The sequence below is a fragment of the Cupriavidus basilensis genome, from assembly GCF_029335485.1.
In the GTDB taxonomy this organism is placed as follows: domain Bacteria; phylum Pseudomonadota; class Gammaproteobacteria; order Burkholderiales; family Burkholderiaceae; genus Cupriavidus; species Cupriavidus basilensis_E.
The window spans coordinates 1-24059 of the sequence record NZ_JARJLM010000362.1 but is presented as its reverse complement, the minus strand read 5'-3'; the positions used below and the strand labels follow the sequence as shown (position 1 = coordinate 24059).

General features: G+C 64.8%; 25 protein-coding genes and 1 pseudogene. 9 read left to right on the top strand and 17 right to left on the bottom strand.

All coding sequences use genetic code 11. From position 1 onward, the window contains the following. The 6 genes from P3W85_RS21765 to P3W85_RS21740 form a co-directional block, all read right to left on the bottom strand. A partial coding sequence (locus P3W85_RS21765; protein WP_276266307.1) for a Zn-ribbon domain-containing OB-fold protein occupies positions 1–378 on the bottom strand: 378 nt, incomplete at its 3' end. A gap of 1 nt (position 379) precedes the next feature. Then, entirely contained in the window at positions 380–1549 is a 1170-nt protein-coding gene (locus tag P3W85_RS21760) for a thiolase domain-containing protein (RefSeq protein WP_017229742.1), read from the bottom strand. A 148-nt stretch (positions 1550–1697) separates the two neighbouring features. Then, the gene (locus P3W85_RS21755) at positions 1698–3251 is read right to left on the bottom strand and encodes a class I adenylate-forming enzyme family protein (protein ID WP_276266306.1); all 1554 of its coding nucleotides are present in this window, start codon (positions 3249–3251) and stop codon (positions 1698–1700) included. Between the two features lie 369 nt (positions 3252–3620). Then, positions 3621–4919, bottom strand: coding sequence for an MFS transporter (locus P3W85_RS21750; protein WP_276266305.1), 1299 nt, complete (start codon positions 4917–4919; stop codon positions 3621–3623). A gap of 185 nt (positions 4920–5104) precedes the next feature. Further along, positions 5105–5959 carry a crotonase/enoyl-CoA hydratase family protein gene (locus tag P3W85_RS21745; protein ID WP_276266304.1) on the bottom strand — a complete coding sequence of 285 codons (855 nt, stop codon included), beginning with the start codon at positions 5957–5959 and terminating at the stop codon, positions 5105–5107. Between the two features lie 61 nt (positions 5960–6020). Then, positions 6021–6269 (bottom strand): DUF2917 domain-containing protein, encoded by a 249-nt coding sequence (locus tag P3W85_RS21740; protein WP_276266303.1) that lies wholly within the window; start codon positions 6267–6269, stop codon positions 6021–6023. A 111-nt stretch (positions 6270–6380) separates the two neighbouring features. Between P3W85_RS21740 and P3W85_RS21735 the strand changes: the two genes are divergently transcribed. Continuing rightward, the gene (locus P3W85_RS21735) at positions 6381–7304 is read left to right on the top strand and encodes a LysR substrate-binding domain-containing protein (RefSeq protein ID WP_276266302.1); all 924 of its coding nucleotides are present in this window, start codon (positions 6381–6383) and stop codon (positions 7302–7304) included. Between the two features lie 380 nt (positions 7305–7684). Here the strand turns inward: P3W85_RS21735 and P3W85_RS21730 are convergent, their stop codons facing one another. Together P3W85_RS21730 and P3W85_RS21725 are read right to left on the bottom strand one after the other, a co-directional pair. Beyond that, complete coding sequence (locus P3W85_RS21730; RefSeq protein WP_276266301.1) at positions 7685–8002, bottom strand: YciI family protein; 318 nt, start codon at positions 8000–8002, stop codon at positions 7685–7687. A gap of 209 nt (positions 8003–8211) precedes the next feature. Continuing rightward, a complete protein-coding gene (locus tag P3W85_RS21725) occupies positions 8212–8961 on the bottom strand; it encodes an IclR family transcriptional regulator (RefSeq protein ID WP_276266300.1) in 750 nt (249 codons plus the stop codon). A gap of 128 nt (positions 8962–9089) precedes the next feature. Here P3W85_RS21725 and P3W85_RS21720 point away from each other — a divergent pair, with 128 nt between their 5' ends. From P3W85_RS21720 to P3W85_RS21685, 8 genes are all read left to right on the top strand, one after another. After that, complete coding sequence (locus P3W85_RS21720; RefSeq protein WP_276266299.1) at positions 9090–10568, top strand: aldehyde dehydrogenase; 1479 nt, start codon at positions 9090–9092, stop codon at positions 10566–10568. Between the two features lie 36 nt (positions 10569–10604). After that, positions 10605–12068, top strand: a complete 1464-nt coding sequence (locus P3W85_RS21715) for an FAD-dependent oxidoreductase (RefSeq protein ID WP_276266298.1) — start codon at positions 10605–10607, stop codon at positions 12066–12068. A 47-nt stretch (positions 12069–12115) separates the two neighbouring features. Further along, positions 12116–13312, top strand: a complete 1197-nt coding sequence (locus P3W85_RS21710; protein ID WP_276266297.1) for an ABC transporter substrate-binding protein — start codon at positions 12116–12118, stop codon at positions 13310–13312. Positions 13313–13334: 22 nt separating this feature from the next. Beyond that, a complete protein-coding gene (locus tag P3W85_RS21705) occupies positions 13335–14192 on the top strand; it encodes a branched-chain amino acid ABC transporter permease (RefSeq protein ID WP_276266296.1) in 858 nt (285 codons plus the stop codon). Further along, the gene (locus P3W85_RS21700; protein ID WP_276266295.1) at positions 14185–15171 is read left to right on the top strand and encodes a branched-chain amino acid ABC transporter permease; all 987 of its coding nucleotides are present in this window, start codon (positions 14185–14187) and stop codon (positions 15169–15171) included. The genes P3W85_RS21705 and P3W85_RS21700 overlap by 8 nt, the downstream gene beginning before the upstream one ends. Further along, positions 15171–15920, top strand: a complete 750-nt coding sequence (locus tag P3W85_RS21695; protein ID WP_276266294.1) for an ABC transporter ATP-binding protein — start codon at positions 15171–15173, stop codon at positions 15918–15920. The genes P3W85_RS21700 and P3W85_RS21695 overlap by 1 nt, the downstream gene beginning before the upstream one ends. Beyond that, positions 15917–16636: an ABC transporter ATP-binding protein gene (locus tag P3W85_RS21690; RefSeq protein ID WP_006156701.1), complete on the top strand. Its 720-nt coding sequence runs from the start codon at positions 15917–15919 to the stop codon at positions 16634–16636. The genes P3W85_RS21695 and P3W85_RS21690 overlap by 4 nt, the downstream gene beginning before the upstream one ends. A gap of 533 nt (positions 16637–17169) precedes the next feature. Next, positions 17170–18336 (top strand): OpgC domain-containing protein, encoded by a 1167-nt coding sequence (locus P3W85_RS21685; RefSeq protein WP_276266293.1) that lies wholly within the window; start codon positions 17170–17172, stop codon positions 18334–18336. 149 nt (positions 18337–18485) lie between these two features. On the opposite strand, the gene P3W85_RS21680 is transcribed toward P3W85_RS21685, so the two are convergent. The 9 genes and pseudogenes from P3W85_RS21680 to P3W85_RS21640 all read right to left on the bottom strand — a co-directional run. Continuing rightward, positions 18486–18785 carry a BrnA antitoxin family protein gene (locus tag P3W85_RS21680; protein ID WP_276266292.1) on the bottom strand — a complete coding sequence of 100 codons (300 nt, stop codon included), beginning with the start codon at positions 18783–18785 and terminating at the stop codon, positions 18486–18488. Then, on the bottom strand, positions 18721–18990 hold the full coding sequence (locus tag P3W85_RS21675; protein WP_430869590.1) for a BrnT family toxin: 270 nt from the start codon (positions 18988–18990) through the stop codon (positions 18721–18723). Before P3W85_RS21675 ends, P3W85_RS21680 begins: the two co-directional genes overlap by 65 nt. A 97-nt stretch (positions 18991–19087) precedes the next feature. After that, complete coding sequence (locus tag P3W85_RS21670) at positions 19088–19294, bottom strand: hypothetical protein (protein ID WP_276266291.1); 207 nt, start codon at positions 19292–19294, stop codon at positions 19088–19090. Between the two features lie 49 nt (positions 19295–19343). After that, positions 19344–20840 carry a gamma-glutamyltransferase family protein gene (locus P3W85_RS21665; protein WP_276266290.1) on the bottom strand — a complete coding sequence of 499 codons (1497 nt, stop codon included), beginning with the start codon at positions 20838–20840 and terminating at the stop codon, positions 19344–19346. Between the two features lie 83 nt (positions 20841–20923). Next, complete coding sequence (locus P3W85_RS21660) at positions 20924–22465, bottom strand: hypothetical protein (RefSeq protein ID WP_276266289.1); 1542 nt, start codon at positions 22463–22465, stop codon at positions 20924–20926. Between the two features lie 197 nt (positions 22466–22662). Continuing rightward, positions 22663–22995 carry a 2Fe-2S iron-sulfur cluster binding domain-containing protein gene (locus P3W85_RS21655; protein ID WP_017223915.1) on the bottom strand — a complete coding sequence of 111 codons (333 nt, stop codon included), beginning with the start codon at positions 22993–22995 and terminating at the stop codon, positions 22663–22665. Positions 22996–23075: 80 nt separating this feature from the next. Next, entirely contained in the window at positions 23076–23402 is a 327-nt protein-coding gene (locus P3W85_RS21650; RefSeq protein ID WP_017223916.1) for a hypothetical protein, read from the bottom strand. A gap of 25 nt (positions 23403–23427) precedes the next feature. Then, positions 23428–23793, bottom strand: a complete 366-nt coding sequence (locus P3W85_RS21645) for a 2Fe-2S iron-sulfur cluster-binding protein (RefSeq protein ID WP_017223917.1) — start codon at positions 23791–23793, stop codon at positions 23428–23430. A gap of 83 nt (positions 23794–23876) precedes the next feature. Then, a pseudogene (locus tag P3W85_RS21640) lies at positions 23877–24059 on the bottom strand (iron-containing redox enzyme family protein); the annotation flags it as partial.

Here is a 24059-nt window from a genome sequence, read left to right as displayed (position 1 = left end):
CACCGGCGGCCCGTCTTCCGTCGGCGTGAACACGAGCTTCACTTCCTGTCCGATGCGCACCGTGTCCAGGTCGCAGTCCACGATATGGGTCATCATGGTCACACCTTCTTCCAGCGCCACGTAGGCGATGCAGAAGGGCGTGGGGCCGGCGCGGCGCGTCACGCTGAACGAATAGATGGTGCCCCGTCCCGAGGACTGTTTCCACTCGGTGTCGTCCATGCAGAACGGGCACAGCGTGCGCGGGTACCAGTGCGGCTTGCCGCAGGATTTGCAGTGCCTGACCAGCAGGCGGCCTTCGCGGGCGGCCTCCCAGAACTCGGTGTTGTCCGGTGCCACCTGCGGTGACTTGAGCGGCGTGGCGGTGTAAGGTGTGCTCATCTTATTGCTCCCGTTCCATGATCAGGGTGGCGCTGCCGTGGCGCGAGCCGAGATAGCCGCCGGTGCCCTGCGCCAGCGCCAGGTCGCAGTTCCTGACCTGCACGGCGGGATGCGCCTCGCCGCGCAACTGGCGCACGGCTTCGATCACCTTGGTGATGCCGCCGCGGTTGGCCGGATGGTTGTTGCACAGCCCGCCGCCGTCGGTATTGAAGGGCAGCTTGCCGACGCCGGAGATCAGGTTGCCGTCGGCCACGAACCTGCCGCCTTCGCCCTTCTTGCAGAAGCCCAGGTCTTCGAGCTGCATCAGCACGGTGATGGTGAAGCTGTCGTAGATCGAGGCGTACTTGATATCGGACGGACGGATGCCGGCTTCCTCGAAGGCGATCGGGCCGGAGACGGCGGCGCCCGACCAGCTCAGGTCGACCATGCCGCCGAGCTGGCCCTTGACCGCTTCGCCGGCGCCGAGGATCTTCACCTTGGGCCGCTTGAGCCTGGCCGCGATTTCCGGGCGCGCCACGATCAGTGCGCCGCCGCCGTCGGACACGACGCAGCAGTCGAGCTTGCGGAGCGGATCGGAAATCATCGCCGAGTTCAGCACATCGTCCACCGTCACCACGTCCCGCAGCATGGCGTTGGGATTGTGCTGCGCATGGTGGGAGGCGGCCACCTTGATCCACGCGAGCTGCTCGCTGGTGGTGCCGTACTGGTACATATGGCGCATCGCGACCATCGCGTACAGGTTCACCGTGACCGGGTTGAACGGCGCCTCGAATGGCTGGTCGGGCAGGTTGGCGCCCCAGTTGCGTGCCTGCGTGCCGCTCGATCCCTCCGAGCGCGGGCGGCCCGCCAGTGTGATCAGCGCCACATCGCACTTGCCGGCGGCGATGGCTTGCGCGGCGTGCGAGACGTGCACGAGATACGCCGAGCCGCCGGTGTCGGTGGAGTCGACGTGGCGCACCTTGAGGCCGAGGTAGTCGATCATATTGATCGCGCCGAGGCCGGGCGCGTCACCCGCGCAGAAGTAGCCGTCCACGTCCTGCAGCGTGAGTCCGGCGTCCTCCAGCGCGCCCCTGGCGCACTCGGCGTGCAGTTGCGCGACGGTCTTGTCCGGTGCCTTGCGGGTCGGGTGCTCGTAGGCCCCGACGATATAAGCCTTGCCGTTGATGCTCATGGGTCTCCCTGGTTGTCTGGGTACTCTGGTGTCTTGGAATGAACGGAGCCGTATGTATCGGTGTGGATTCGTGTGCGTCCGTGTCAGTTCGTGCGCCTGCGGCTGCGCTTGTGCTTAGCGTGGCCGGGTGCCTTGCGTGCAGGCGGCCTCATGGCGCGCGGCCGAAGCGCTCGCGCAGGTCGCGCTTGAGCACCTTGCCGATGGCATTGCGCGGCAGTTCCTGCGACAGCTCCAGCGCGGCCAGGCGCTGCATTTTCTCGAGCTGGCCGTTGGCCCATGCGAGCAGCGCGGCGGCGTCGGCAGCAGCGCCTGGCCGCGGCACCACGAAGGCCACCGGCGTTTCGCCCCAGCGCTCCGACGGTACACCGACCACGGCCGCATCGGCGATGTCCGGATGCGCCATCAGCACCGCCTCGATATCGCTCGGGTAGATATTGAAGCCACCCGAGATGACCATGTCTTTCTTGCGGTCCATCAGGATCAGGAAGCCGTCGGCATCGAAATAGCCCACATCGCCAGTGCGGATGAAGCGCTTGCCGCTGGCGTCGAACCACTCGGCTTCGGCCGTCTTGGCCGGATGGTTGTGGTAGCCCGACATCATCGCCGGAGAATGCCCGACGATCTCGCCCGGCGTGCCGCGCGGCGCATCGGGCGGCAGTTCCCGGCCGTCGTCGTCGAGCAGCCGCATGTCGCTGTCCGGCGAAGGGCGCCCGACCGTGTGCTGCTTGCCGGGATGCTCGTGCACGCGCAGTTCGCAGCGCCCGCCGCCTTCGGTCATGCCGTAGTACTCGATCAGCGCGCCCGGCCAGCGTTGCAGCACTTCGGCCTTGAGCGCGGCCGCAAAGGGCGCGCTGGTGCAGAATTTGTAGCGGAACGAGGACAGGTCGGTCTCGGCGAATGCCGGGTGAGCCAGGATGCGCTGGTACTGCACCGGCACCAGCATGGTGTGGGTGACGCGGTGGCGCGCCGCCAGTTCCAGGTACTGGCCGGCGTCGAATTTGCCCATCAGCACCACGGTACCGCCCAGCGACAGGGTGGGGAACAGGCTCACCAGCGTCGTGTTGGAGTACAGCGGGGTGGACAGCAGGGTCACGCTGTCCGGGCCATAGCCGCCCTGGGTGGCCCGCTGCACGTGCGAGGAGCGCATGCCGAAAGGCTGGATGATGCCCTTCGGCACGCCGGTGGTGCCGGACGAGTAGATCAGGTTGAAGGCCCAGTCCGGCTGCACCTCGACCGGCGCCGGGCGGGCGTCCCCGGGCGCCAGCCACCTGGTGAAGGCAAGGCCCGCATCGGCGTCATCCAGCGCGATGCAGGGAACGCCAAGCCCGGCTTCCAGCCCAAGCAATGCCTCGCGCGTGCTGGCGTCGATGAACAGCTGGCGTGCGCCGGCGTCCTGCACCATGGCGCGCAGCGTCTGCGGGTTCAGCGACGGCGACAGCGGCGCCACCGCCACCCCCGCCCGCAGGCTGCCGAGGAAGGTGGCGACATACTCGATGGAGGTGGCCGCGCAGATGGCAACCACGCTCCGGGCGGGCACCCCGTCGCGCTGCAGTGCCGCGGCGACGCGGTCGGCAAGCCGGTTCAGGCTGGCGAAGTCGATGCTGCGCTGGTCCAGCACCACGGCCGGATGGCGTGGCCGCAGCGCGCCTTGCGCGTCGACCAGGGCGGGGAGGGAGGTGAAGTCGGTGCTTGTCTGTGACATATGGCTGCCGTTGCGGCTCCCGGGCTGGGCTTGCTGGTCTCTTGGGTTCGTTGTTTCGTGGCTGGCCTGGCGCCCTGTCGACCGTCCCGGACGCGCGGGCGCGATGACCGGCTATCGCGTGCCCGGCACTGCTGGGGACAGAGTGTGGCGCCTGGCGCGGGGTTCGACAATTTGGCTTTTTGGAAGAGTGGCTTGCCGGGAATGGTTGATGCGGTGCACAACGATCCGGATGGAGGGCGCGGCGGTCTGGCCGGGAGGAACCGCCTCGCCTGCGCGGGACGGTGGCCCCGGCCGGCAGGAAGGCGCGGCTTGCTTGGCGCGCAGTTAAAGAAAATCTGATTTCCAGGCAGTGCTTGCCCGCCGCTTGCCTCAGAACGCCTTCGCCATCGGGCGCGCCTTGCGATACAGGATCAGCGTTGCCAGCAGGCCGCAGGCGGCGGCAAAGGCCATCCAGTAACCCGGGGCGGCCTTGTCGCCCGTCGTCTCGATCAGGTAGGTCGAGATGGCGGGGGTAAAGCCGCCGAAGATGGCCGTGGCCAGGCTGTAGGCCAGCGAGAAGCCAGCCACCCGCACTTCCACCGGCATCACCTCGGTCAGGGCCACCACCATGGCGCCGTTATACATGCCGAACAGGTAGGACAGCCACAGCAGCACGAGCAGCATGCGCTCGAAACTCGGTGCGCCGGCCAGCCAGGACAACGCTGGGTAAGCCGTCACCAGGGCGAGCACGGAGATCGCCAGCAGGATCGGCCGGCGGCCGATACGGTCCGAAAGCGCGCCGCCGATGGGCAGCCAGATAAAGTTGGAGATGCCCACGCACAGCGTGACCGCCAGGCTGTCCGCGGTGCTGAGCTTGAGCACGGTCTTGCCGAAGGTCGGCGTGTAGACGGTGATCAGGTAGAAGGTGGTGGTGGTCATCGCCACCAGCAGCATGCCGGTCAGCACGGTGCGCCAGTTTCGCAGCATCGAGTCGAATACCTCGCGCGTGCTTGGGTGGTGCCGGCGCGCGCGGAACGCTTCGGTTTCCTGCAGCGAACGGCGCAGGACGAACAGGAAGGGCACGATCAGGCAGCCGATAAAGAAGGGGATGCGCCATCCCCAGGCGCCCAGCTCATCCTTGGTCAGCCAGTGGTTCAGCCCGAAGCCGAGCCCGGCAGCGACCACGATGGCGATCTGCTGGCTGGCCGATTGCCAGGCGGTGTAGAAGCCCTTGTGTCCCCGCGTGGCCATCTCGGCCAGGTAGACCGACACCCCGCCCAGCTCCGCACCGGCCGAAAAGCCTTGCAGCAGCCGGCCGATGAGCACGAGCAAGGGCGCCAGCATGCCGATGGTGGCGTAGCCGGGGACGACGGCGATCAGGATGGTGCCGCTGGCCATGAGTGTCAGCGTCACGATCAGGCCCTTGCGGCGCCCCACCTCGTCGATATAGGCGCCCAGCAGGATGGCCCCGAGGGGACGCATCAGGAAGCCCGCGCCGAACACGGCGAAGGTCAGCATCAGCGAGGCGAACTCGCTGTCCGAAGGGAAGAATGCGTGAGCGATATAAGTGGCGTAGAAACCGAACAGGAAGAAGTCGAACTGTTCGAGGAAGTTGCCGCTGGTGACGCGCAGCACCGCGCCAAGCTTGGATGAGCCCGGTGCGGTCGTGCCTGCCATTTCCGCTTGCATGGCCAGTCTCCTTTGGCATGCCGTGCCAGCCACCCGCCGCCCCGGCGGAGGCCGGCCAGGCGGCCGAAGGCCGCGCTCGTGCAGGTCAATATATGCCTGGCAAGCCTCCAGCGCCAGTCCGGCGTGCGCGCGGCGCGCAACGGCAAGCGACGGTACGGATAAGCCGGCGCGGCCGCAGCGCTCGCTCAGGCGTCGCGGAACACGGCAGGGCGCTTCTCGACAAACGCGCTGGTGCCTTCGCGCGCATCGTGCGAGGCCGCGGCGACCATGAACTGCATTGCCTCCACCGCCAGGCCCTCGTCGATCGGCAGGTTGATGCCGCGCGTCACCGCGCGCAGCGAGGCGGTGACGGCGATGGCCGAATGCCGGGCGATCCGGTCGGCCAGCCGCAGGCAGGCGGGCAACAGGTCGGCGCCGCTCACCACCTCGTTGACCAGGCCGAAGCGCAGCGCGCTGGCCGCATCGATGGGCTCGCCGGTGAGGATCATTTCGTTGGCGCGCTTGCGCCCCACATGGCGCGGCAGCCGCTGGGTGCCGCCGAACGTGGGCGGGAAGCCCAGCTTGATTTCCGGCTTGGCGAAGGTCGCGTGCTCGGCCGCAATGGCCAGGCTGCAGGCTTCCATCGTCTCGCAGCCGCCACCGAACGCCAGGCCATTGACCGCCGCGATCACAGGCTTGGGGAAGGTCTCGATGCGCCGCGTCATGGCTTGCCCTTGCTGCAGGAAGCGGCGCAGCGCCTGCTCGGGCGAGGCGGCGATGTCCGGCGCGAAGCCGGCGATATCGGCGCCGGCGCTGAACGCCCGCGTGCCACTGCCGGTGAGGATCACGCAGCGCACGGCCGGATCGGTTTCGAGCGCGTCGAGTCTGGCCATCAGCGCGTCGATCAGCGCATAGCTGAGCGCGTTCAGTTTGTCGGGACGGTTCAGCACCAGCAGCGCGTGCCTGCCGAGCCGCTCGCATTGCACGAGGTCGTTGCCGCCGCTGATGGCGCTGATGGCGCTGACGGCGTTGATGGCGTTGATGGCGTTCATATCGGTCATGTTCACTGTCTCCCGGATGTTCTCAATGTCTTGCATGGATGGATTTGCCGCTGCGGCACCGTCATGCGATTTCCCTGATGACGATGCGCGCCGGCCGGCCGCGAAAGCCGGAGACGAACACCACTGCCTCCCGCTCGGCGACAAAGCGTTCGCCACACGCCAGCACCGTGTCGCGGCGGGCCGTGTCCAGCGCTGCCGACTGCTGCGTGAGCCATACCATGCCTTCCGTGCAGATCAGGTAAGATCCAAGACCGAGCGGTAGCCGCAGCGGACCGGGGCCGAGGATCCAATGGCCTTGCGTTGTACTCACGGCAGCCTCCTGGCAAGCGCGCCAATCAATTTCTGGAGCGGTGCCTGCATTCTTGCCGGGAACCGGCCAGGGCGGCCGGAAGCTTTTTCATCAACGGTATGCCAGGCAGTCATGTCAATCCTGAGCCGAGCTTCGACCAATGCGCTGCGCGCCATGTCGCTGGAAGCCCTGCGCGGCTTCGAATCCGCTGCGCGCCATCTGAGTTTCACAGCGGCTGCCGAAGAGCTATGCATTACCCAGTCGGCGGTGAGCAAGCAGGTCAAGAGCCTGGAGGACGTGCTGGGCGAGCCGCTGTTCCTGCGTGGCGGCAAGGGCCTGAGCCTGACCCCGGAAGGCCGCCAGCTCTATGAAGCCGCGCGCCTGGCGATCGGCCAGCTGGGCGCCGCCATCGACCGCCTGCTGGCGGTCGACCGGATCTCCATCACGGTTACCACCACGCCCTCGTTCGCCGACCTGTGGCTGGTCCCCAAGCTCGCCCGCTTCCAGGCCGCCGAGCCCGGCATCGACGTCCGTATCGACGCTTCCGAGCCCATGGTCAACCTGGAGCGCGACGGCATCGACCTTGCCATCCGGCTGAACACGCAGGCTGTCGGCCCCGACGATCCCCGCCCGCTGCTGCAGGAGCGCCTGATGCTGGTTGCCGCGCCGGCCTTGGCCGCGCGCATTGCCGAGCCCCGGCAGATACTTGACACGCCGCTGCTGGTGTTCCACGATCCCGGCGCCCGCTTTGACTGGATGTCGTGGACGCAGTGGTATCAGCGCCTTGGGCTGATGCGCTCGTCCAAGCAACCCTGCCTGTACTTCTCGCAATATGCGCACGTGCTCAATGCCGCCGCGCAGCAGGCGGGCATTGCGATCGGGCGTACACCGATGGTGCTGCCTATGCTCAAGAGCGGGCAATTGCAGGTGGTGCTGCCGGAGCATGTGGCTGACGGACTGACCTATCGGATTGTGACGTCCAGCGTGGCGCGGCCCGGGGTGGATCGGTTCCGGGCATGGCTGGAGACGGAGTTGGCGGGGGAGGTGATTGGGTGAGGGGATGCGCTCAGCGGAAAAACGAGGGACAGCCGTTGGCGTGGCCGATTTTCGTAAGCGACGAAGCACTCCGGTTTCCGAGGCGCGCCCGGCTTAGCCGCGAGTTCTGGCGGATAGCGGCTCAAGGCGCCAAGCCGGACTTCAGTGGGGTACTGGACGCCAACTTTGACGCCGATACGCCGCGAGGCGCTGGCGACGCGCCATGCCCCGCTCCAATCTGGGGCTGTGGATGCAAGGGGCGTGAAAATTGATGTCGATACGGACGATGGAACTTTCCGGGGTATCCAGTGGGAGGTAGGATGCGTTCAATTCAAGCCAGGTTAGTACGCTTTCCAGTAGTCTCAGGGTCGTGAAATATCTGTGGCAGTGATTCGCCAAGCCTATTTTGGGGGCGTTGCTAGGGCGCTGACCGAAAAAGCAGCTTCGGCACCCGCAGCGAACTTACTCGGAGTAAATTCAATTATCTGAAATTGCGCCACTCGCTCACGGTAGAACGGATCTCGGGCGAGCACCGTATCCAGTTCCTCTCTGGTCAAGTTGTGGGCCAGAATGACGCCACCGATTCTAGGAACTTGCGGACCCGAAGTCAAAAAATTCCCCAATGCGAACTGTTGATCGAGATACGCTCTGTGTTCCTGGAGATATTTTTCGACAGTTTCAAGTGGCTGGACGTAGTGCAACAGAACAATAAACATCATGAATCTCCTCAGGCTGTAAGAACGAGTTTTCGAGAGTGTTGCCCAACTCGAGAAGCTTGCATGCCTCTACGGCATGATCGAGCCGCACAACCATTGGAAAATGTAGGCTTGGCTCCCCAAAGCTCGCCGTCCAAATATGTCGTGGCGCGCTGCGGCCTCGAATGCCAGCAGGCCATCGAGGGGGGAGTCGGAGACGCGAGGCGATCCTGTCAGAGCAACATTTCGTATCGTGACCCATCCCCGCCAAAAAGCTCGGTTAGATGCTGGGACGCCCGGAACAAGTGTGGTTTCATCCGAGCGATCGCTTCCTTGCCCAAGCGCGTAGCCGGACCGGAAATCGAAATAGCACCTTCGAGTTTGTCGGCGGAGCCGAAGACGGGCGCTGCCAGCGACACGATGCCTTCGTAGAGTTCCCCCCGGCTGACCGAGAACATCTCCTCGCGTATCGTATCGAACTCGGAACCTTGCCGACCGGCAAAGGCGAGCAACACCTTGCCTCCGGCGCCGCGCTCAAGGGGCCGCATTTCTCCAGCTTGCACATTGTCAGTGATCGCGAGCGGCGAGTTCGCGCGATACGCACACAAACGCTTGTCCCCCGATATGACGTAGAACGTCGCGCTCTCCTCCGTCAGTTCAACGAGACTTCGCAGCACCGGCATCACCAGTTCCGCAGGATGCAGATTTCGCTGGTACAGCGTCGCGAGCCGAAATGGCGTGGGGCCAAGCGTAAACACGCTGCCTTCTCCCCTTCTCAGATAACCGTACGCTTCAAGCGATTCTGCCAGCCGCAGGATGGTGCTCTTGTACAGGCCAGTCCGTTCCGCCATCTGCGCCAATGTAAATGACAGGTTCTCCTTCGAGAACGTGTCGAGAAGGGACAGTGCTCGATTCACCGCCGCAACGCCCACTTCTTCCTCCCCGGCAGGTTCCTGCTTCGGTTCAAGGTTCTTCTTAGCCATTCGATTTTGCTCCAGTGTGCGCCCTGGGGCGCAAGCATGCCACCACCGAATCGTTCTATCCACCAGAACGCTTGACTATAGTTTAGAACGTTAATAAAGTTCTCGCAACAGCCGAACAAGGAGACGTGGTGAAGCGCTATCAGATGTTCATCAACAATGAGTGGGTCGACGCTGCCTCGGGGCAGTGGTTCGAGTCGATCGAGCCATATTCGGGCGAGGTCTGGGCGGAGATTCCGAAGGGCGGTGCCGAAGATGTGGAGAAAGCCGTGCAGGCGGCAAAGGCCGCATTGGATGCGCCGGCTTGGCGGGATCTCACCGCGACGCAGCGCGGCGCTCTCCTGCGCCGACTTGCGGATTTAGTCAGCACGAACGTTGCCCGCCTGGCCGAGACAGAGCAGCGGGACAACGGCAAACTGATCGCGGAAGTCTCCGGGCAGGTCCAGAACGTTGCACAGTGGTTCCACTATTACGCGGGGCTGGCCGACAAGGTGCAGGGCGCCGTGGTTCCGATCAACAAGCCGGGCGTTTTCAACTACATCAAGCACGAGCCGCTGGGCGTGGTCGCGGCGATTACGCCGTGGAACTCGCCGCTTGCGTTGACGGTATGGAAGATGGCCCCGGCATTGGCGGCCGGCAACACGATGGTAATCAAGCCATCGGAATACACCTCGACCTCGCTGCTGGAACTGGCTGCGTTGACCAAGGAAGCCGGCTTCCCTCCTGGCGTCGTCAATGTCATCACTGGCTTCGGCACAGATGTGGGCGAGCCGTTGGTGCGCCATCAGGACATCGCCAAGATCGCGTTCACGGGGGGTGACATTGCCGGCCAGCGCATCAATGAGATCGCCGCAAGCGACTTCAAGAAGGTCACGCTTGAGCTGGGTGGCAAATCGGCGAACATCGTCTTCGACGACGCCGATCTCGATCAGGCAGTGAAGGGCGCCGTGGCGGGTATCTTCGGCGCCGCAGGGCAGACCTGCATGGCTGGTTCCCGGCTGCTGGTCCAGCGCAACGTGCACGACCTGTTTGTTGAGATGCTGATCAAGGTCGCTGGCGAGGCGGTCATCGGCGATCCCGCCAGGCACGAAACGCAGGTCGGCCCAATCGCCACCGAGGCCCAGTTCCGCAAGATCCTCGCCTACATCGAGATTGCGAAGAACGGCGGAGCGCGCTGCGTTCTGGGGGGGCACGCACTGACCGGCGCTGCCTACGGGCAAGGGCAGTTCATCGCACCGACGATCTTCACCGGCGTGACCAACGACATGCGCATTGCCCAGGAGGAAGTCTTTGGGCCGGTGCTCGCCGTCATCCCGTTCGATACCGAGGACGACGCCCTGCGCATCGCCAATGACACCATGTTCGGCCTCGCGGCCGGGGTATGGACTTCCGATCTGCACCGCGCGTTCTATATGTCCGACCGCCTGAAGGCGGGAACCGTGTGGGTCAACAACTATCGCGCGACCAGCTTCACCACGCCGTTTGGCGGCTACAAGCGCAGCGGGATCGGCCGCGAGGGCGGCGTGGATGCCATCAAGGAATACCTCCAGACCAAGAGCGTCTGGATCACTACCAAGCCGGCCAAGGCAAACGCCTTCGTTCTGGGCTGACGGCACCCCAATCCATATAAATCAGGAGGAGATACTGTGAACGACAAATTTGACGCGGACGTGGTCGTCGTGGGATGCGGTGTTGCGGGGCTCTCCGCAGCCGTGACGGCGCTTGAAGCAGGGCTCAAGACCATCAATCTCGAGCGCTCGGACGAGAACCATTTCGGTGGCAATTCGCGCTGGACCGAAGCGTACATGCGCATGAAGAACGACTCGGAGATCTCTGCCGACTTCGAGGAGCACTTCGCGAACAATGCCGGATGGAACATCGACCCCAACGTGCTCGATGCACTCACCGACTCCTACGCGGATTGGCCATCGTTCGTGAAGTCACACAGTCTGCCCGATCCCGAGGTCATCTCCGCGTTCGCCAACTCGGTTCCGCCCACGATCTCGTGGCTCAAGGGACTGGGCTTGAAGTTCGAGCATCAGCCGATCTACTTGCTGACGCAGAACACCACCCGCATTGCGGCCAAGGGCGGCGGCCTAGCCATCATCGAGGCATTGCGCGCCAAGGCATTGGCGCTTGGGGGTGAAATCCGATACCGCACCACGGCGACCGACCTTGTCCGCGATGAGAAGGGGGCGGCCTGCGGCGTCGTCATCACTAACCCTGATGGTGTCCAATCGCGCCTGCTGGCAAAGCGTGTGATCCTGGCGAGCGGGGGATTCCAGGGCAACCCGGAGATGATGACCAAATATGTGGGCCTGCGCGCCAAGCACATCCGGCCGGTTGCCATTGGTGGCTACTACAACCGCGGTGAGGGCATCCAGATGGCGCTCAACGCAGGTGCCGCCCCCGCCGGGGAATTCGGTTCCTACCACGCTGAGCCTGTCGATCCGCGCTCGCGGCAGGCAGAGGCTGTCGTGTTCATCTACCCATATGGCATGCTGGTGAACAGGCTGGCCAAGCGCTTCGTCAATGAGGCACCCGGCACCGTCGATGCGCACTACGACAACATCACTCGCACCATCGCGGACCAGCCCGATGGCATCTCCTACGTGATCTTCGACTCCAGGGTAGAAGACATCCCGCGCTGGAAGACCAGCATCCGCAGCGACCAGCCTCCTGTCTCTGCCCCGACCATCGAAGCGCTCGCCGCCAAGCTTGGTCTCCCCGAAGCCGCGCTCGCCCACACCATCGCCGGCTTCAACGCAGCATGCCCGCAGCGCTCGGACGCGTTCGAGCCGTTCGTGGTGGATCACCGCGGCACCAAGGGCCTGGACATCGACAAGAGCCACTGGAGCCGACCGATCGACAAGGCCCCGTTCTACGCGTATCCGATCATCTCGACCAACTGCTTTACATTTGGCGGCCTGAAGGTCAATGAGAATGCACAGGTCCTGGACCATGACGGCCGAGTGATGGCGGGCCTGTATGCCGCAGGGGAAACCATGGGCCTCTATCACCAGGTCTATACGGGTTCGACCTCCGTACTGCGGGGCTTGGTGTTTGGCAGGCGGGCCGCCCAGCACATTGCCAGCAGCAGCAACCGCTGAACGGGCGATCGGTATCGACCACATATAAAAACACCAGGAGACTGACCATGGACCGACGTACCTTTCTGTCATTAGCAGGCGCCACCACGGGATCGATCGCATTGCCCCGCCTGGCCATCGCCCAGCAGAAGCCGCTGGGCTACTACAGCGTCAATGCCTTTTCCGGAAACTTCGCCGCAAGCGGCAAGTACAGCGACCTCGGCGTACGCGCCGCCATCACCGGTTACGGGAACCGGCTTGGCCGTAGCATCGACTACAAGCGCATCGACACCGAAGGCAACCCGGCCATTGCCGTGCGCAAGGTCCAGCAGGCCATCAGCCAGGACGGCGCGCGCCATTTCGGTGGGGCCGCGCTGTCTTCGGAGGCACTGGCGGTGATGAAGGAGGTGAGCAAGGCAAACGGCGTGTACATCACCTATGTCGGTGCGGATGAGGTCACCGGCAAGGACTGTAACCGCGCCACGTTCCGTTGGTCGACACCGACCTTCGGTGCGGTCAACACGGTGCTCCGGCCCCTGTTTCAGCAGAATCCGAAATGGAAGAAAGCGTACACCATCACGGGCCAGTATGTGTTCGGCGAAGCGCTGCTGCGCAACTCGAAGACGGTGATGCAGGACGCAAAGGTGGAACTTGTCGGCAACAGCTATCACTCGCTGACCGAGAAGGAATTCTCAGGCTACCTCGGCAACGCGATGGGGTCGGGCGCCGATGTCCTGGTGATCCTGAACTTCGGGGCGAACACGCTCGACCTGCTCCGGCAGGCCGCCAGCTTCGGCATCAAGAAGCGCATGGCGGTGGCGGTCGTCTGGTTCTCCGGCCTGGATACATTCCAGGCGCTCGGCGCCGATGTCACCGAGGATATCTATTTCGGTCTGCAGTACTGGCACGGGCTCGATACGCCGGGCAACAAGACCTTCCTCGACGTGTATCGCCGCGAGTTCAAGGAAAACCCCCGCTTCTATTCGGCGGCCGACTACCAGATCGCCACCCTGATGTTCGATGCCATCAGGAAGGGCGGCAGCGAGGATCCCGCGGCGATCATCAAGGCGCTGGAGGGATACACTTACTCTGGCCTGACCGGCGAGGAGCAGGTGCGTCCTTTCGACCATCAGGTCATCAAGAACTACTTCCTGGCCCGGGGAAAGAAGAGGGCTGCCATGAAGGATGGGGACGACTTCGTGGACATCCTGTCATCCTCGAAGACCGCAAGCCCGAAATCCGAGTCGGATTGCAAGATGGCCTGAGGCCATAGCCGGAATCGTCGAGATGAATATCTATGTCTTCCAAGCCCTGAACGGGCTCGGCCTCGGAATGATCTATTTCCTGCTGTCGGTCGGACTAAGCATCATTTTTGGTCTCCTCGGCTTCGTCAACTTTGCACACGGCGCCTTGTTTCTTGTCGGCGCCTACGCGGCCTTCTTTACCAACCAGGCAACTGGAAGTTTTGCGCTGGGCCTCATCGCTTCGTTCGTTTGCGTGGCCGGCTTGGGCCTGGTCGCCGAACGCTGGCTGCTCAGACGAACGTACAAGATGTCGCATGAGGCGCAGATCCTCGTGACCGTCGGGTTGACGTTCGTGCTGACCGAAGCCGTGGTCTATTTCTTTGGCCCGGAGTCCCAACGTGTGGCGCCGCCAGAGTCGTTGAGCAGCGTGCTGATGATCGGACCCTATCCCATCCCGAGCTACCGGCTCTTCATCGTTATCGTTTGCGGAGTGATCGGTGTGGCGCTCTGGTGGCTGTTCGAGCGAACGATGTTTGGGGCGAGGGTTCGCGCCGGGAACGAGCGTCCGCAGATGCTGAAGCTGCTGGGGACGAAGGTGTCGCGGGTCTATGCCATCGCCTTCGGACTGGGAACCGGCCTGGCCGGCCTTGCCGGCGGCCTGGCGGTGCCCCTGCGCGGCGCCGATCCGTCCATGGGCGTGGAAGCCATCGTCATTGCCTTCGTGGTGGTGGTCATCGGGGGCATGGGCAGCTTCAGCGGGCCGCTGGTCGGCGGGCTGATCATCGGCGTCACGCAAAGCATGATGAGCGCCATCTGGCCGGAGGGGGCGCGCCTTGCCATCTTCCTTCTGATGGTTGTCGTTCTTCTTCTGATGCCCAAAGGACTTTTCGGTCGTGCTTAATACTATTTCGAAGTCGGCCGGGGCGTTTTACCTGACGCTGCTGGTCTTGCCACTTGCCTTGCCTATGATGTCGGGGTCCGCCACCACTGCGGTCGTCGTGATGATCTTCGGGATCGCCGCAGCAGCCTGCAACCTGATGCTTGGCTACGCTGGCCTGCTCAGCTTTGCGCAGGGAACGTTTTTTGGCGTCGGTTCATATGCGGTAGGTGTCCTGTTGAGGAGCCATCCCGGCCTGGGCCTTGGCGTGCTTGTGCTCTGTGCGGCCGCTGGCGCGGTGGCCGCCCTGGTCATCGGCATGCTGAGCATCCGGCAGAAAGGCATCTATTTCGTCATGATCACACTGGCGATGGCCCAGATGGCTTTCTTCGCGGCGCTATCGTTCCCGGATGTGACCGGGGGAGAAAATGGTCTGCTCGACATTCCTCGCATCGGTGCCGGCCTAGATAGTGTTCTATCAGAATCGCAGAGCCAGTATCTGGTCGTGTCGGTGGTGTTCTTCCTCGCCTTCGCATTCCTGCGCCGGGTCATCCGATCGCCGTTCGGCCGGGTGCTCGATGCCGTGCGCGAGAACGAAACGCGAGCCCGGATGGCGGGCTATGACGTTCAGCGGCTCAAGCTGCTCGCCTTTGTCATATCCGGCTCGGTCACCGCGACGGCGGGCGCGCTTTATGCAATCCAGCTCCGCTCCGCGCCCCTGTCCAACATCGATCTGATGATGTCGGAGACCATCCTGATCATGGCGATCCTTGGCGGAAAGCGATCGCTTCTGGGAGCCGTCTTTGGGGCGTTACTGATGACCTTGATGGCGGAACAGTTGTCGCAATTGTGGCCGCGGTGGCAGATGATCGTCGGCTTTGTGCTGATTGCAACCGTCCTCTTCGCACCTAGTGGCATTGGTGGGATCTTTTCCCAATGGCGGACGCCCCATGAGAAACGGAAGCCGGGTGGAGCACACCTGAGCAGCAAGGAGACTGTGTGATGGCCACGATCCTGACCACCCGGGGCCTTGGCCTCGACTACGGCAACTTCACCGCCGTGGGCAAGGTCGACCTCGACCTGGAGGCAAACTCGCTTCACTCCCTGATCGGACCAAATGGCGCGGGTAAGACGTCTTTCTTCAATATCGTGAGCGGGCGCTTGCCCGCCACGCGCGGCACCATCGAGTTCGACAGCAAGAACATTACGCGCTCGCCGGCGCATGGACGCGTGAAGCTCGGCATGGCGCGCAGCTTCCAGGTGACGAGCCTGTTCCCCGAAAGCTCGGTGCTGGATAATCTGCGTCTTGCCGCACTGGGATATGAGGCCGACCGGTCCCTGCGCTTCTGGAGCACATGGAGCACGGAGGCCGGCAAACACGAGATCGCCGACAAGGTACTCGTGGAGCTCGATCTGGCTCGCCATGCCGCCACGCCGGTTGGCGCACTTTCACACGGCACGCAAAGGCTGGTGGAGATCGGCATGTGCCTGGTGGCCAAGCCCAAGCTGCTGCTGCTCGATGAACCGATGGCTGGCCTCGGCCTTGCCGACGTCCCGCGCGTCTCGGCGCTGCTGCTACAGCTGAAGGCCAGCTACAGCATTCTGCTGGTCGAGCACAATATGCACGTCGTCATGGGCATCAGCGACCGCATCACCGTGATGTTCCAAGGGAACGTCATTGCCGAAGGATCCCCTGAGGAGATTCGGCACGACGCGAACGTAAAGCGGGTCTATCTCGGGAGTTCGGTATGACAGCGCAACTACTCGCGCTTCGCGGCGTGCAAGCCGCATATGGCAAGAGCATTGCCTTGCAGGACGTCTCGCTGCAGGTCGGTCGGGGAGAGGTCGTCAGTCTCATGGGACGAAACGGCATGGGGAAGACGTCAACGCTGAATACCATCGTCGGCGTGTTGCAGAAGACCGCGGGCACGGTCCGTCTCGACGGGGTCGACATCAGCGACCTGGAGTCGGACGAGATCTCGCGTCTTGGCATCGCGCTGGTGCCGGCGGACAGGGGCATATTCGCGCTGCTGTCGGTCGAGGAGAACCTGAAGATTGCCAGACGAAAGCACTCGACTTGGACGCTAGAGAGCGCATATGCCAGCTTCCCCCGGCTCAAGGAACGGCGGAAGAACCTCGGAGGCGCCTTGTCCGGTGGGGAGCAGCAGATGCTGTCCATTGCCCGGGCGCTGATGCAGGGACCGAAGGTGCTGTTGCTGGACGAACCGACCGAAGGCCTGGCGCCGGTGATCGTTGATGAGCTGGTCGAGCTGATTGCAGGTGTCGGCCGCTCCGGCGTTTCGATCGTGCTGGTGGAACAGACCTTTGCCGTCTGCCGAGCGCTGGCTTCGCGACACTACATCCTCGAGGAGGGCCACGTGGTGTTCGAAGGGCCTACGGCGGCGCTGGACGACGATCCGACCATCCTGGAGCGCCTGCTCGGGCTTGACGTCGGCGCCCATGCGTAACACCGACTTCGCAGACCCGGGTATGCCTCGATGCCGGCGCGCTCACGCGCTTGCCCTACAGCCTGCGCGTGCTGGCCGAGCATCTGCTTCGCCATGAAGACGGCGAGCTCGATTGGGGGTGGCGGGGATATCGGCGGCCGTCCGGGCCGGTCGCCGCGCCCGCAAGTTCTCATTGCGTTTCTTGGACCGCGCTTCGCCGGACGATAGCCGATCCCTCGGGACTGGCAGCGCAGGCGCTTCCTGCACCTTGGCATCTTGCCCTAGGGTAATCCCCAATATGTCGTATCATCACGCCCGGGCATCGCCCCGCCGGGCGTTTTGCCGTCTTCGGTCCGTGAGTGTGCCCCATTGCACTTTTTCAGAAAATCCGGGACAAAGCCAAGGTGCGCCAGCGGTATCCCAGGTATCGGATCGCCGGCTCCGGGTGCGGATTTACACACATGAATAATGCGGAAGCCACGTATCCGTGGCTTCGGAGACATCCGGGCGCCCTGTCGGGGCGGCGGATCAGCAGGAATCGCAGGAGTTGCTTTTTGCCTACAACCGAAACCCAGCGCAGAACTGAGGTTGACCTGATTCGCGGCATTGCGCTGATCTTCATCGTGGTGGACCACGTGAACGGCAGCGTGCTGGCCGACTACACCATCCGCAATTTCGCGTTCTTCGACGCGGCGGAGATCTTTGTGTTCCTGGCTGGCTATTCGGCCGGCTCGGCTTATGTGGCCATGGAGGCCCGCCATGGCGCCTCCGCCGCGCAGAATCGTCTGCTGCGCCGCAGCTGGGAGATCTACAAGGCCTTTGTGCTGACCGGCGTGCTGATGCTGGTGTTCGGTCTGCTGCTCGCGCTGGCGCGAGTGCCCGCGCCGGCCATCCGCTCCACCGAGGCACCGGTCTTCATGGCGCATCCATTCAGCACGCTGATCGAGGTCTTCAGCGTGGCGCGGCAGCCCTTTGTCTCCGACGTGTTGCCGATGTATGCCGTCTTCATCCTGTTCGCGCCGCTGGCGATACGCATTGCGCGCGCCATGCCGCTGACCTTTGTCGGCGCCAGCGCGCTGCTTTGGCTGATGGCGCCCATGCTCACGCCGCTGCTGCCGAGCAGCGACGGCAACGGCTGGAGCTTCAATCCCTTCGCCTGGCAATTGCTGTTCGGCCTGGGCCTGCTGTCACGCCTGCGGCCGGACGTGATCCTGCCGCGCCAGGCGCTGGTGCGCTGGGTGGTGACCGCGCTGGCGGTAGCGATGACGCTGGCCGGCGTCTTGCTGGCCTACCTGTGGATGCGCCCGCATGTGGTTGAGCCATGGCTGCCGTCATGGCTGCCGGCCATGGCGTTCCCGCTGCCCAAGAAGAGCCTGGCGGGGCTGCGCGTGGCGAGCTTTCTCGGCCTGGCGTGGCTGGCCTACCTGGCAGTGCGCGCGGGCTGGGTGGCGCGGCTGGCGGCGGTGATGGGGCCGGTGGTGCAGATCGGCCGCCATAGCCTGTTCTGCTTCGTCTTCGGCGCGGTGGTATCGGTGGTGATCGAGGGGTTCACCTATGGCATCGCTGGCGGCCGTCCCCCGCGCCCGATCGCGTTGGGCGGCGACATCGTGGCGGTGGCGCTGCTGCTGGTGATCGGCGGCTGGTATGGGCGGCGCAAGGAAGAGAGGAAGGAAGGGCGGAGGGCCGCCGCTTCGGCTGCCTCCGTCAGCGCCACGTCTTGATTGGCCTGTTTCCCAAGTTCCGCGCGTTCGCTATCGGTCAGTTTCATCACGCCCTCCGTGGGCACAATGACATTTCCTGTTTAAAGGTTACGATCCACACCAGGCATGCGGTGCGCGGTACCGTGCCGGATAGCGCACAACCGACCCAACTACGGCTGGTGTGTGTGCAGCCAGTCCTTCAGCGCGTCATTCATCCGGGTTTGCCAGCCCTCTCCACTAGAGCGGAAAGCGTCCAGCACTTCCACGTCATAGCGGATGCTGACCAACTCCTTCGTGTGTGAAGCCTTGGGCCGGCCGCGCTTGCCAAGCGGCTTCATCTTCTTGAAGTCCTCTGACGATACCTCATAGGTGTCCGGATCCTGGGCGATGCCGCGTTTGATGGCCTCATCCTCCTCCGGTGTCGGAAGGTTGATGGTGCGGCCAGAGCGGGTCTTGATCGTGTTCTGCATAGTGCATCACCTCTCTCTTGTTTGCCTTGCGCATGTTGATGATGTGCATCGCGTCTCCACGCTGCGTGAAGACCGCACAGTACAGGCGCGAGGCGATCAAGCCGAACCCGACTTCGCGCACTTCGTCGTAGTCGCGACGGGTATCGACGTAGGCCAGAACCTTCCGACCAGTCGAGCATCGCGGCCAGCGCCAGCGATACGCCATGCTTGCCTTGGTTGCTGGCGTCTTTCGAGGGATCGTAGGTGATCTTCATGAATTTATCGTAGCTACGATAAATTAGGGGTGCAAGGAATATTTGTAGCTACAAATATTCCCGGCGTCGCGGGATCGCATTGCAGTGCAGTAGATGCGCGAACGGCTGGCGTTGCCGCTGATCGCTACAGGCAGCTTTGACTTCTTCCGAGGCGTCATGCAGCGGGATGTTCTCGTAGGGCAGGCCGGGTTCTTCGGCCGCCCGGATTGGGAGGATCGCGCGCGAGGCGGGGCTGCCGCAGATCTTCAGGGTCACCGGGGGGGCTCCAGCAGGTCAAGGCGGGTGTGGACGGATTTCATGGGGTTCACTCGCCCAGCGCGATGCCATCCTTGCGCTTGTCCGAGGCGCCGAGCAGTCCGCCGGAAGCCTCGCGCATGACGATCTGGGCGCCGCCGAAATCGCTGCGCCCGCCCAGTTCGCCAAGACCGGCGGGATCGCCATAGCCGGCCTCGCGCAGGGCCTGCACGATGGCCGGCGGCATGCCGGCTTCAATGGCGAGCGCGGTATCGGATTCCAGCCGCCAGCGCGGCGCGTCGAGTGCGGCCTGCAGCGGCTGCCGCCACGCCGCCAGCCGCACCAGCAATTGCAGCTGGCCCTGGGGCTGCATCAGCCCGCCCACCACGCCGAAGCCCGCGTGGAAGCGCCCGTCGCGCAGCGCAGCGCCTGGCACCACGGTGTGATACGGACGCTTGCCGGGGGCGGGGCTGTTGATATGGCCGGGGCCGGCAAAGCCAAAGCCGCGGTTCTGCAGCACGAAGCCGCAACCGGGCACGGCGATGCCGGAGCCAAAGCGTTTGAAGATGCTGGTCATCAGTGTGACTGCCAGGCCGTCGCGGTCCACCACCACGGTGCAGACCGTGTTGCCGGCCGGGTCCGCCACGGTTTCCCTGGCGTATTGCATGGCGCGGCCCATGGCCCGCACGGTGCGCAGCACGGCGGCGGGATCGTCCTGCGCCAGCATCGCCGGATCGAGTTCGCCCAGTTCGTCCAGCGCGCGCAGGATAGCGATGCCGTGCGTGTTGGGCGGGCATTCGAGCACGGTCAGGCCGCGGAACGTGGTGGAGGCGGGCATGCAGAAGTCACCGCGGTGGGCGGCGAAGTCGGCTGCAGCCAGCGCGCCGCCGGCATCGCGGCTGGCCGTTTCAGCGGCCCGCGCGGGCATGCCGAGGTAGTAGGCATCGGCGCCCTCGGCTGCGATCGCCGCCAGTACCTTGGCCAGTTCGGGGTTGGCGAACCGCTCGCCGGCCGCGGGCGGGCGGCCCGCGCGATAGAGCGCGGCGCAGACCGGGTCGCGATGCAGCACGCGGTCGAACACGGCCCATTCCCGCGCCGCCACCGGCGCTACCGCGAAGCCGTCGCGCGCCAGCGCGATGGCGGGCGCGAGCAGCCGCTTCCAGTCGAGCCGCCCGTAGCGGCGGTGCAGGTCCTCCCAGCCGCGCACCGCGCCAGGGGTGGTCAGCGACAGCGCATGGCGCTCGGGAATGCGCTGCCCGGGCAGGCCGGCGAGCGCATCCATGGGAAACGCCGCAGGCGCGCGGCCGGTGCCGTTGTAGCTGACCGCATGGCCGCCGGGCTCCACGATCATCGCCAGCAGATCGCCGCCGATGCCGGTGGCCATCGGCTCCACCACGCCCAGGATGGCATCGGCCGCGAGTGCCCCATCGATGGCACTGCCTCCTTCGCGCAGCACCTGCAACGCGGCCTGGGCGGCGAGCGGGTGGCCGGTGGCAACCATGCAGTGCGGCGCACGCACGCCCTGGCCGCCGGCATCGGCGGGGCTGGCGGAAGCTGGGGTGGTCATGCGGATCGCTCCAGGAAAATCAAATCAAATCGGACCAGGTCAAATCCATCGGGTTTGACGCGAGGGCCTGCCCGGCCAGGCCTTCAGCGCCACAGGAACACGGCGCACATCGTCGATACCGCCAGCCCCGCCAGCACCGGCGCCAGCAAGGCCCGCACCGCATCGAGCACCGGGATGCGCGCGAAACCGGCAATGGCCACCAGCGAAGACCAGGCAATCAACGTACCGCCGCCGGTCCAGACCGCGCCCATCTGGCCCACCGCGCACAGCGTGGCGGCGTCCAGGCCCACCGTGGGACCCAGCGCCCCGGCCAGCGTGCCGGTGAGCGGCAGGCCGGCAAAGCCGGAGCCGTCGATACCGGTGATCATGCCCACCAGCAGCACGCCGAAGGCCACCAGCACGTGGTTGTCGGGAATCCACCGCTCGGCGCCCTGGATCAGTTCGAACAGCAGGCTGGGGGCATGGCCCGGGCCGGCGTGCAGGATGGCGCCCGCGGTATCGCCCGCGCCGACAAAGAAGAAGCCCGCGATCGGCAGCACCGAGCCCATCGCCTTGAAGGCGAAGACAAAGCCGTCGGTGATGTGTTCCGCGCTGACGTCCAGCATCTTGCGTGGTCCCTCGGCGGCCAGCGTGGCGAGGATCATCAGCAGTGCGGCCATGCCGCCCACCATGGCGGCCGCTTCGCCGCCCTTGAGCTCGGCCATGCCCAGCCCGAGCCGGGGCACGACCATCAGTGCGATCACGGCGGCGAAAGCGAGCGGCGTCAGCACGGCGAACGCCTTCGACCATCTGATGCGGCGCAGCTCCACCATCGACAGGCTGCGTGCGAGATTGGCATCGGTACCCAAGGGTTCGCCTTGCGCTGTCCCGCGCGCCAGCTCGCTCTTGTCGAACGAGCCGGTAGCTTCGACGCGTGCCAGGCCGGCATCGGGCGCGCGGCCTTGCCAGTGCTCCAGCAGGCCGGCGCTGGCTGGGCGGATCTGGGCGCGGATGGAGAAGTAAGCCAGTGTCAGTGCGATGCCGCCGGTGATCAGCGACAGCACCAGCGCGCGGTCCGCCACCATGGCGGCGCTGACCGCCGCCCCGGCGGCCTTGGCGCTGATGCCCGGCGCCACGCCGATCACGTAGTCCGACGACAGCGCGGTGCCCTGGCCCGCGATGGCAATCGCCATGGCGCCGGCCAGCGGCGGCAGGCCGGCGGCGATCGCGGCCGGCAGCAGGATGGCGGACACCAGCGGAATCGCGGGCGTGGGCCAGAAGAACAGCGAGATGGCGTAGGTGATGGCGGCCAGCATGAAGTAGGCGGCATGGCCGTTCTTCATCACCGCGCGGAAGGGCTCCACCATGCGCACGTCCGAGCGCAGGGATTTGAGCGAATTCAGCAGCGCCGTCATCAGCGCGATCACCAGGAAGATATTGAACAGTTCGCGCGCCGCGACAAAGCTGGCATTGAAGATGCTGGCCAGCGCGCTGACCGGGCTATGGGTCCAGGCCAGCGTGACCAGGAAGGTGGCGATGATCGAGGGCACGACCACGTTGGCGCGGAACACCATCGTCAGTACGATGGCAAGGACGCCGGCGAGGTAGACCCAGTGGGCCGCGCCGATCGCGATATGGGATTCCATGGGGGGCTGTCTCCTGTGCCGGCTGCTGCTGTGGGGGCTGCCGGTCTGTGTCGTGGCGGCATCGTATCCGGCCTTGCGCCGGTGCGGCAAGCTTTGGCGCCGCCGCGCGGCGCGCAAGTGCGCGGCAGTTACCGTCCTGCCGGCGCTGTGCCATCGCCGCCACCCGCTGAAGGGCAAATGGGGGCGCCTTGCAGGGCTTACCCGGTCACCAGCCCGGCGACCGGCCCAGGCTTGAGCGCACCCGGCTGGGCTTCCCACGACACGCTGATATCGCCGTTGACGAAGGTCTGGCAGGCCATGCGGTAACCCTCGCCGAACTGCGCCTCCGTCAGGTGCTTGCGCTCCTTCGGCTTGATGGCGTCGGTGAATTCAAGCCCGCGTTCGATCTTGCACTTGCAGGTGCCGCACAGGCCGCCGCCGCACTTGAACGGGATGCCGCCTTTCTCGCGCAGCGATACGCGCAGCAGGTTGCTGTTCTCGGGGGCGCTGACGACCTTGCCGTCGTTGCTGACAAAGGTGATTTCAATCATAAAAACGATCCGATGGCATGAGGGGGCTGCCCGGCGCATGGCCGGTCGTACACGGTTTATCCGGCGTTGTTCAGGGTCGTTCAGCGTTTCACCAGCGCGATATCCATGCTGCCGAAGGTGGCCAGGCGCTTGAGTTCGTCGCGTGCATCCTGCAGCGTGGCGAATTGATCGAGGAACTTGGATGGCACGTAGTTGATGGCGGGTGGCGCCTGGCCGCCGGCTTCGGCCGCTGCGTCCCCGGCCGTTTCTTCTATGATTTTCACTTTCACCGGGTGCGCCAGTTCGGCGATGACGAAGTGCGCGGTCTTGCGGCCATAGAAGAGATAGTCGTAGGCTTCGACGGCGACCAGCCCCGCTACCAGTTCGGTGCGGAATTGCCCCGGTTTGCTGCTGAGAATGACGTACATGGCTGCGCTGCGTGGTGATGGCTGGTTATTGAGGGCTACCCGCGGCGCTTGTTCGCGGCGTATTCCCGGCGCTGCTCGCTGCCGCGCTTTCCACCGGCAGTTCGTCCTGGCTCAGTTCTATGTCGTGCTCCAGCCAGATCTGGCAGGTCAGGCGATATCCCTGCTCCAGCCGTTCGCCGAGTTGCTTCTTTTCCTTCCAGTTGGGCGGCGGCAGGTGCTCGCCGCCGGCGAGCACGCGGCAAGCGCATTTCGAGCACTTGCCCATGCCGCACTCGTAGCGCAGGTTGGGATAGGGGAACTGCTTGATCCCGGCCCGCACCACCAGGTTGGTACCCGGCTTGACCTCGTCCTCGAAGGTCTGGCCACTCTTGTGAAATACGACTCTCGGCATACAACGTTTCCGCAAGCGGTCTGTCATTGGCGGCCGGCGCCCAGGGCACCGGCCGCGCGTTATCGCCAGGGCTGGCGAGGCGTTCAGGCGGCCATGTCCAGCTCGGGCAGGGGGATCTCCTGCGCGACGTAGTCGTGGTAGAGGGCGGTGGTGTAGAGCAGGCGCATCTGGGCGCCGATCTCGCAGATCTTCAGGCAGCGTTGCTGCAGCTCGACGGTGTTGGCGTGTTCAAGGACGATCTGGTAGCCGCGTTCGCCGTGGATTTC

Excerpts from the sequence above, each read along its gene's own strand:
- P3W85_RS21710 (WP_276266297.1), top strand. The coding sequence starts at position 12,116 with ATGGACCGACGTACCTTTCTGTCATTAGCAGGCGCCACCACGGGATCG.
- P3W85_RS21730 (WP_276266301.1), bottom strand. The coding sequence starts at position 8,002 with ATGATGTTTATTGTTCTGTTGCACTACGTCCAGCCACTTGAAACTGTC.
- P3W85_RS21745 (WP_276266304.1), bottom strand. The coding sequence starts at position 5,959 with ATGACCGATATGAACGCCATCAACGCCATCAACGCCGTCAGCGCCATC.
- P3W85_RS21750 (WP_276266305.1), bottom strand. The coding sequence starts at position 4,919 with ATGCAAGCGGAAATGGCAGGCACGACCGCACCGGGCTCATCCAAGCTT.
- P3W85_RS21655 (WP_017223915.1), bottom strand. The coding sequence starts at position 22,995 with ATGATTGAAATCACCTTTGTCAGCAACGACGGCAAGGTCGTCAGCGCC.
- P3W85_RS21760 (WP_017229742.1), bottom strand. The coding sequence starts at position 1,549 with ATGAGCATCAACGGCAAGGCTTATATCGTCGGGGCCTACGAGCACCCG.
- P3W85_RS21660 (WP_276266289.1), bottom strand. The coding sequence starts at position 22,465 with ATGGAATCCCATATCGCGATCGGCGCGGCCCACTGGGTCTACCTCGCC.
- P3W85_RS21650 (WP_017223916.1), bottom strand. The coding sequence starts at position 23,402 with ATGTACGTCATTCTCAGCAGCAAACCGGGGCAATTCCGCACCGAACTG.
- P3W85_RS21725 (WP_276266300.1), bottom strand. The coding sequence starts at position 8,961 with ATGGCTAAGAAGAACCTTGAACCGAAGCAGGAACCTGCCGGGGAGGAA.
- P3W85_RS21755 (WP_276266306.1), bottom strand. The coding sequence starts at position 3,251 with ATGTCACAGACAAGCACCGACTTCACCTCCCTCCCCGCCCTGGTCGAC.
- P3W85_RS21675 (WP_430869590.1), bottom strand. The coding sequence starts at position 18,990 with ATGGCGTATCGCTGGCGCTGGCCGCGATGCTCGACTGGTCGGAAGGTT.
- P3W85_RS21735 (WP_276266302.1), top strand. The coding sequence starts at position 6,381 with ATGTCAATCCTGAGCCGAGCTTCGACCAATGCGCTGCGCGCCATGTCG.
- P3W85_RS21695 (WP_276266294.1), top strand. The coding sequence starts at position 15,171 with ATGGCCACGATCCTGACCACCCGGGGCCTTGGCCTCGACTACGGCAAC.
- P3W85_RS21705 (WP_276266296.1), top strand. The coding sequence starts at position 13,335 with ATGAATATCTATGTCTTCCAAGCCCTGAACGGGCTCGGCCTCGGAATG.
- P3W85_RS21665 (WP_276266290.1), bottom strand. The coding sequence starts at position 20,840 with ATGACCACCCCAGCTTCCGCCAGCCCCGCCGATGCCGGCGGCCAGGGC.
- P3W85_RS21645 (WP_017223917.1), bottom strand. The coding sequence starts at position 23,793 with ATGCCGAGAGTCGTATTTCACAAGAGTGGCCAGACCTTCGAGGACGAG.
- P3W85_RS21680 (WP_276266292.1), bottom strand. The coding sequence starts at position 18,785 with ATGCAGAACACGATCAAGACCCGCTCTGGCCGCACCATCAACCTTCCG.
- P3W85_RS21690 (WP_006156701.1), top strand. The coding sequence starts at position 15,917 with ATGACAGCGCAACTACTCGCGCTTCGCGGCGTGCAAGCCGCATATGGC.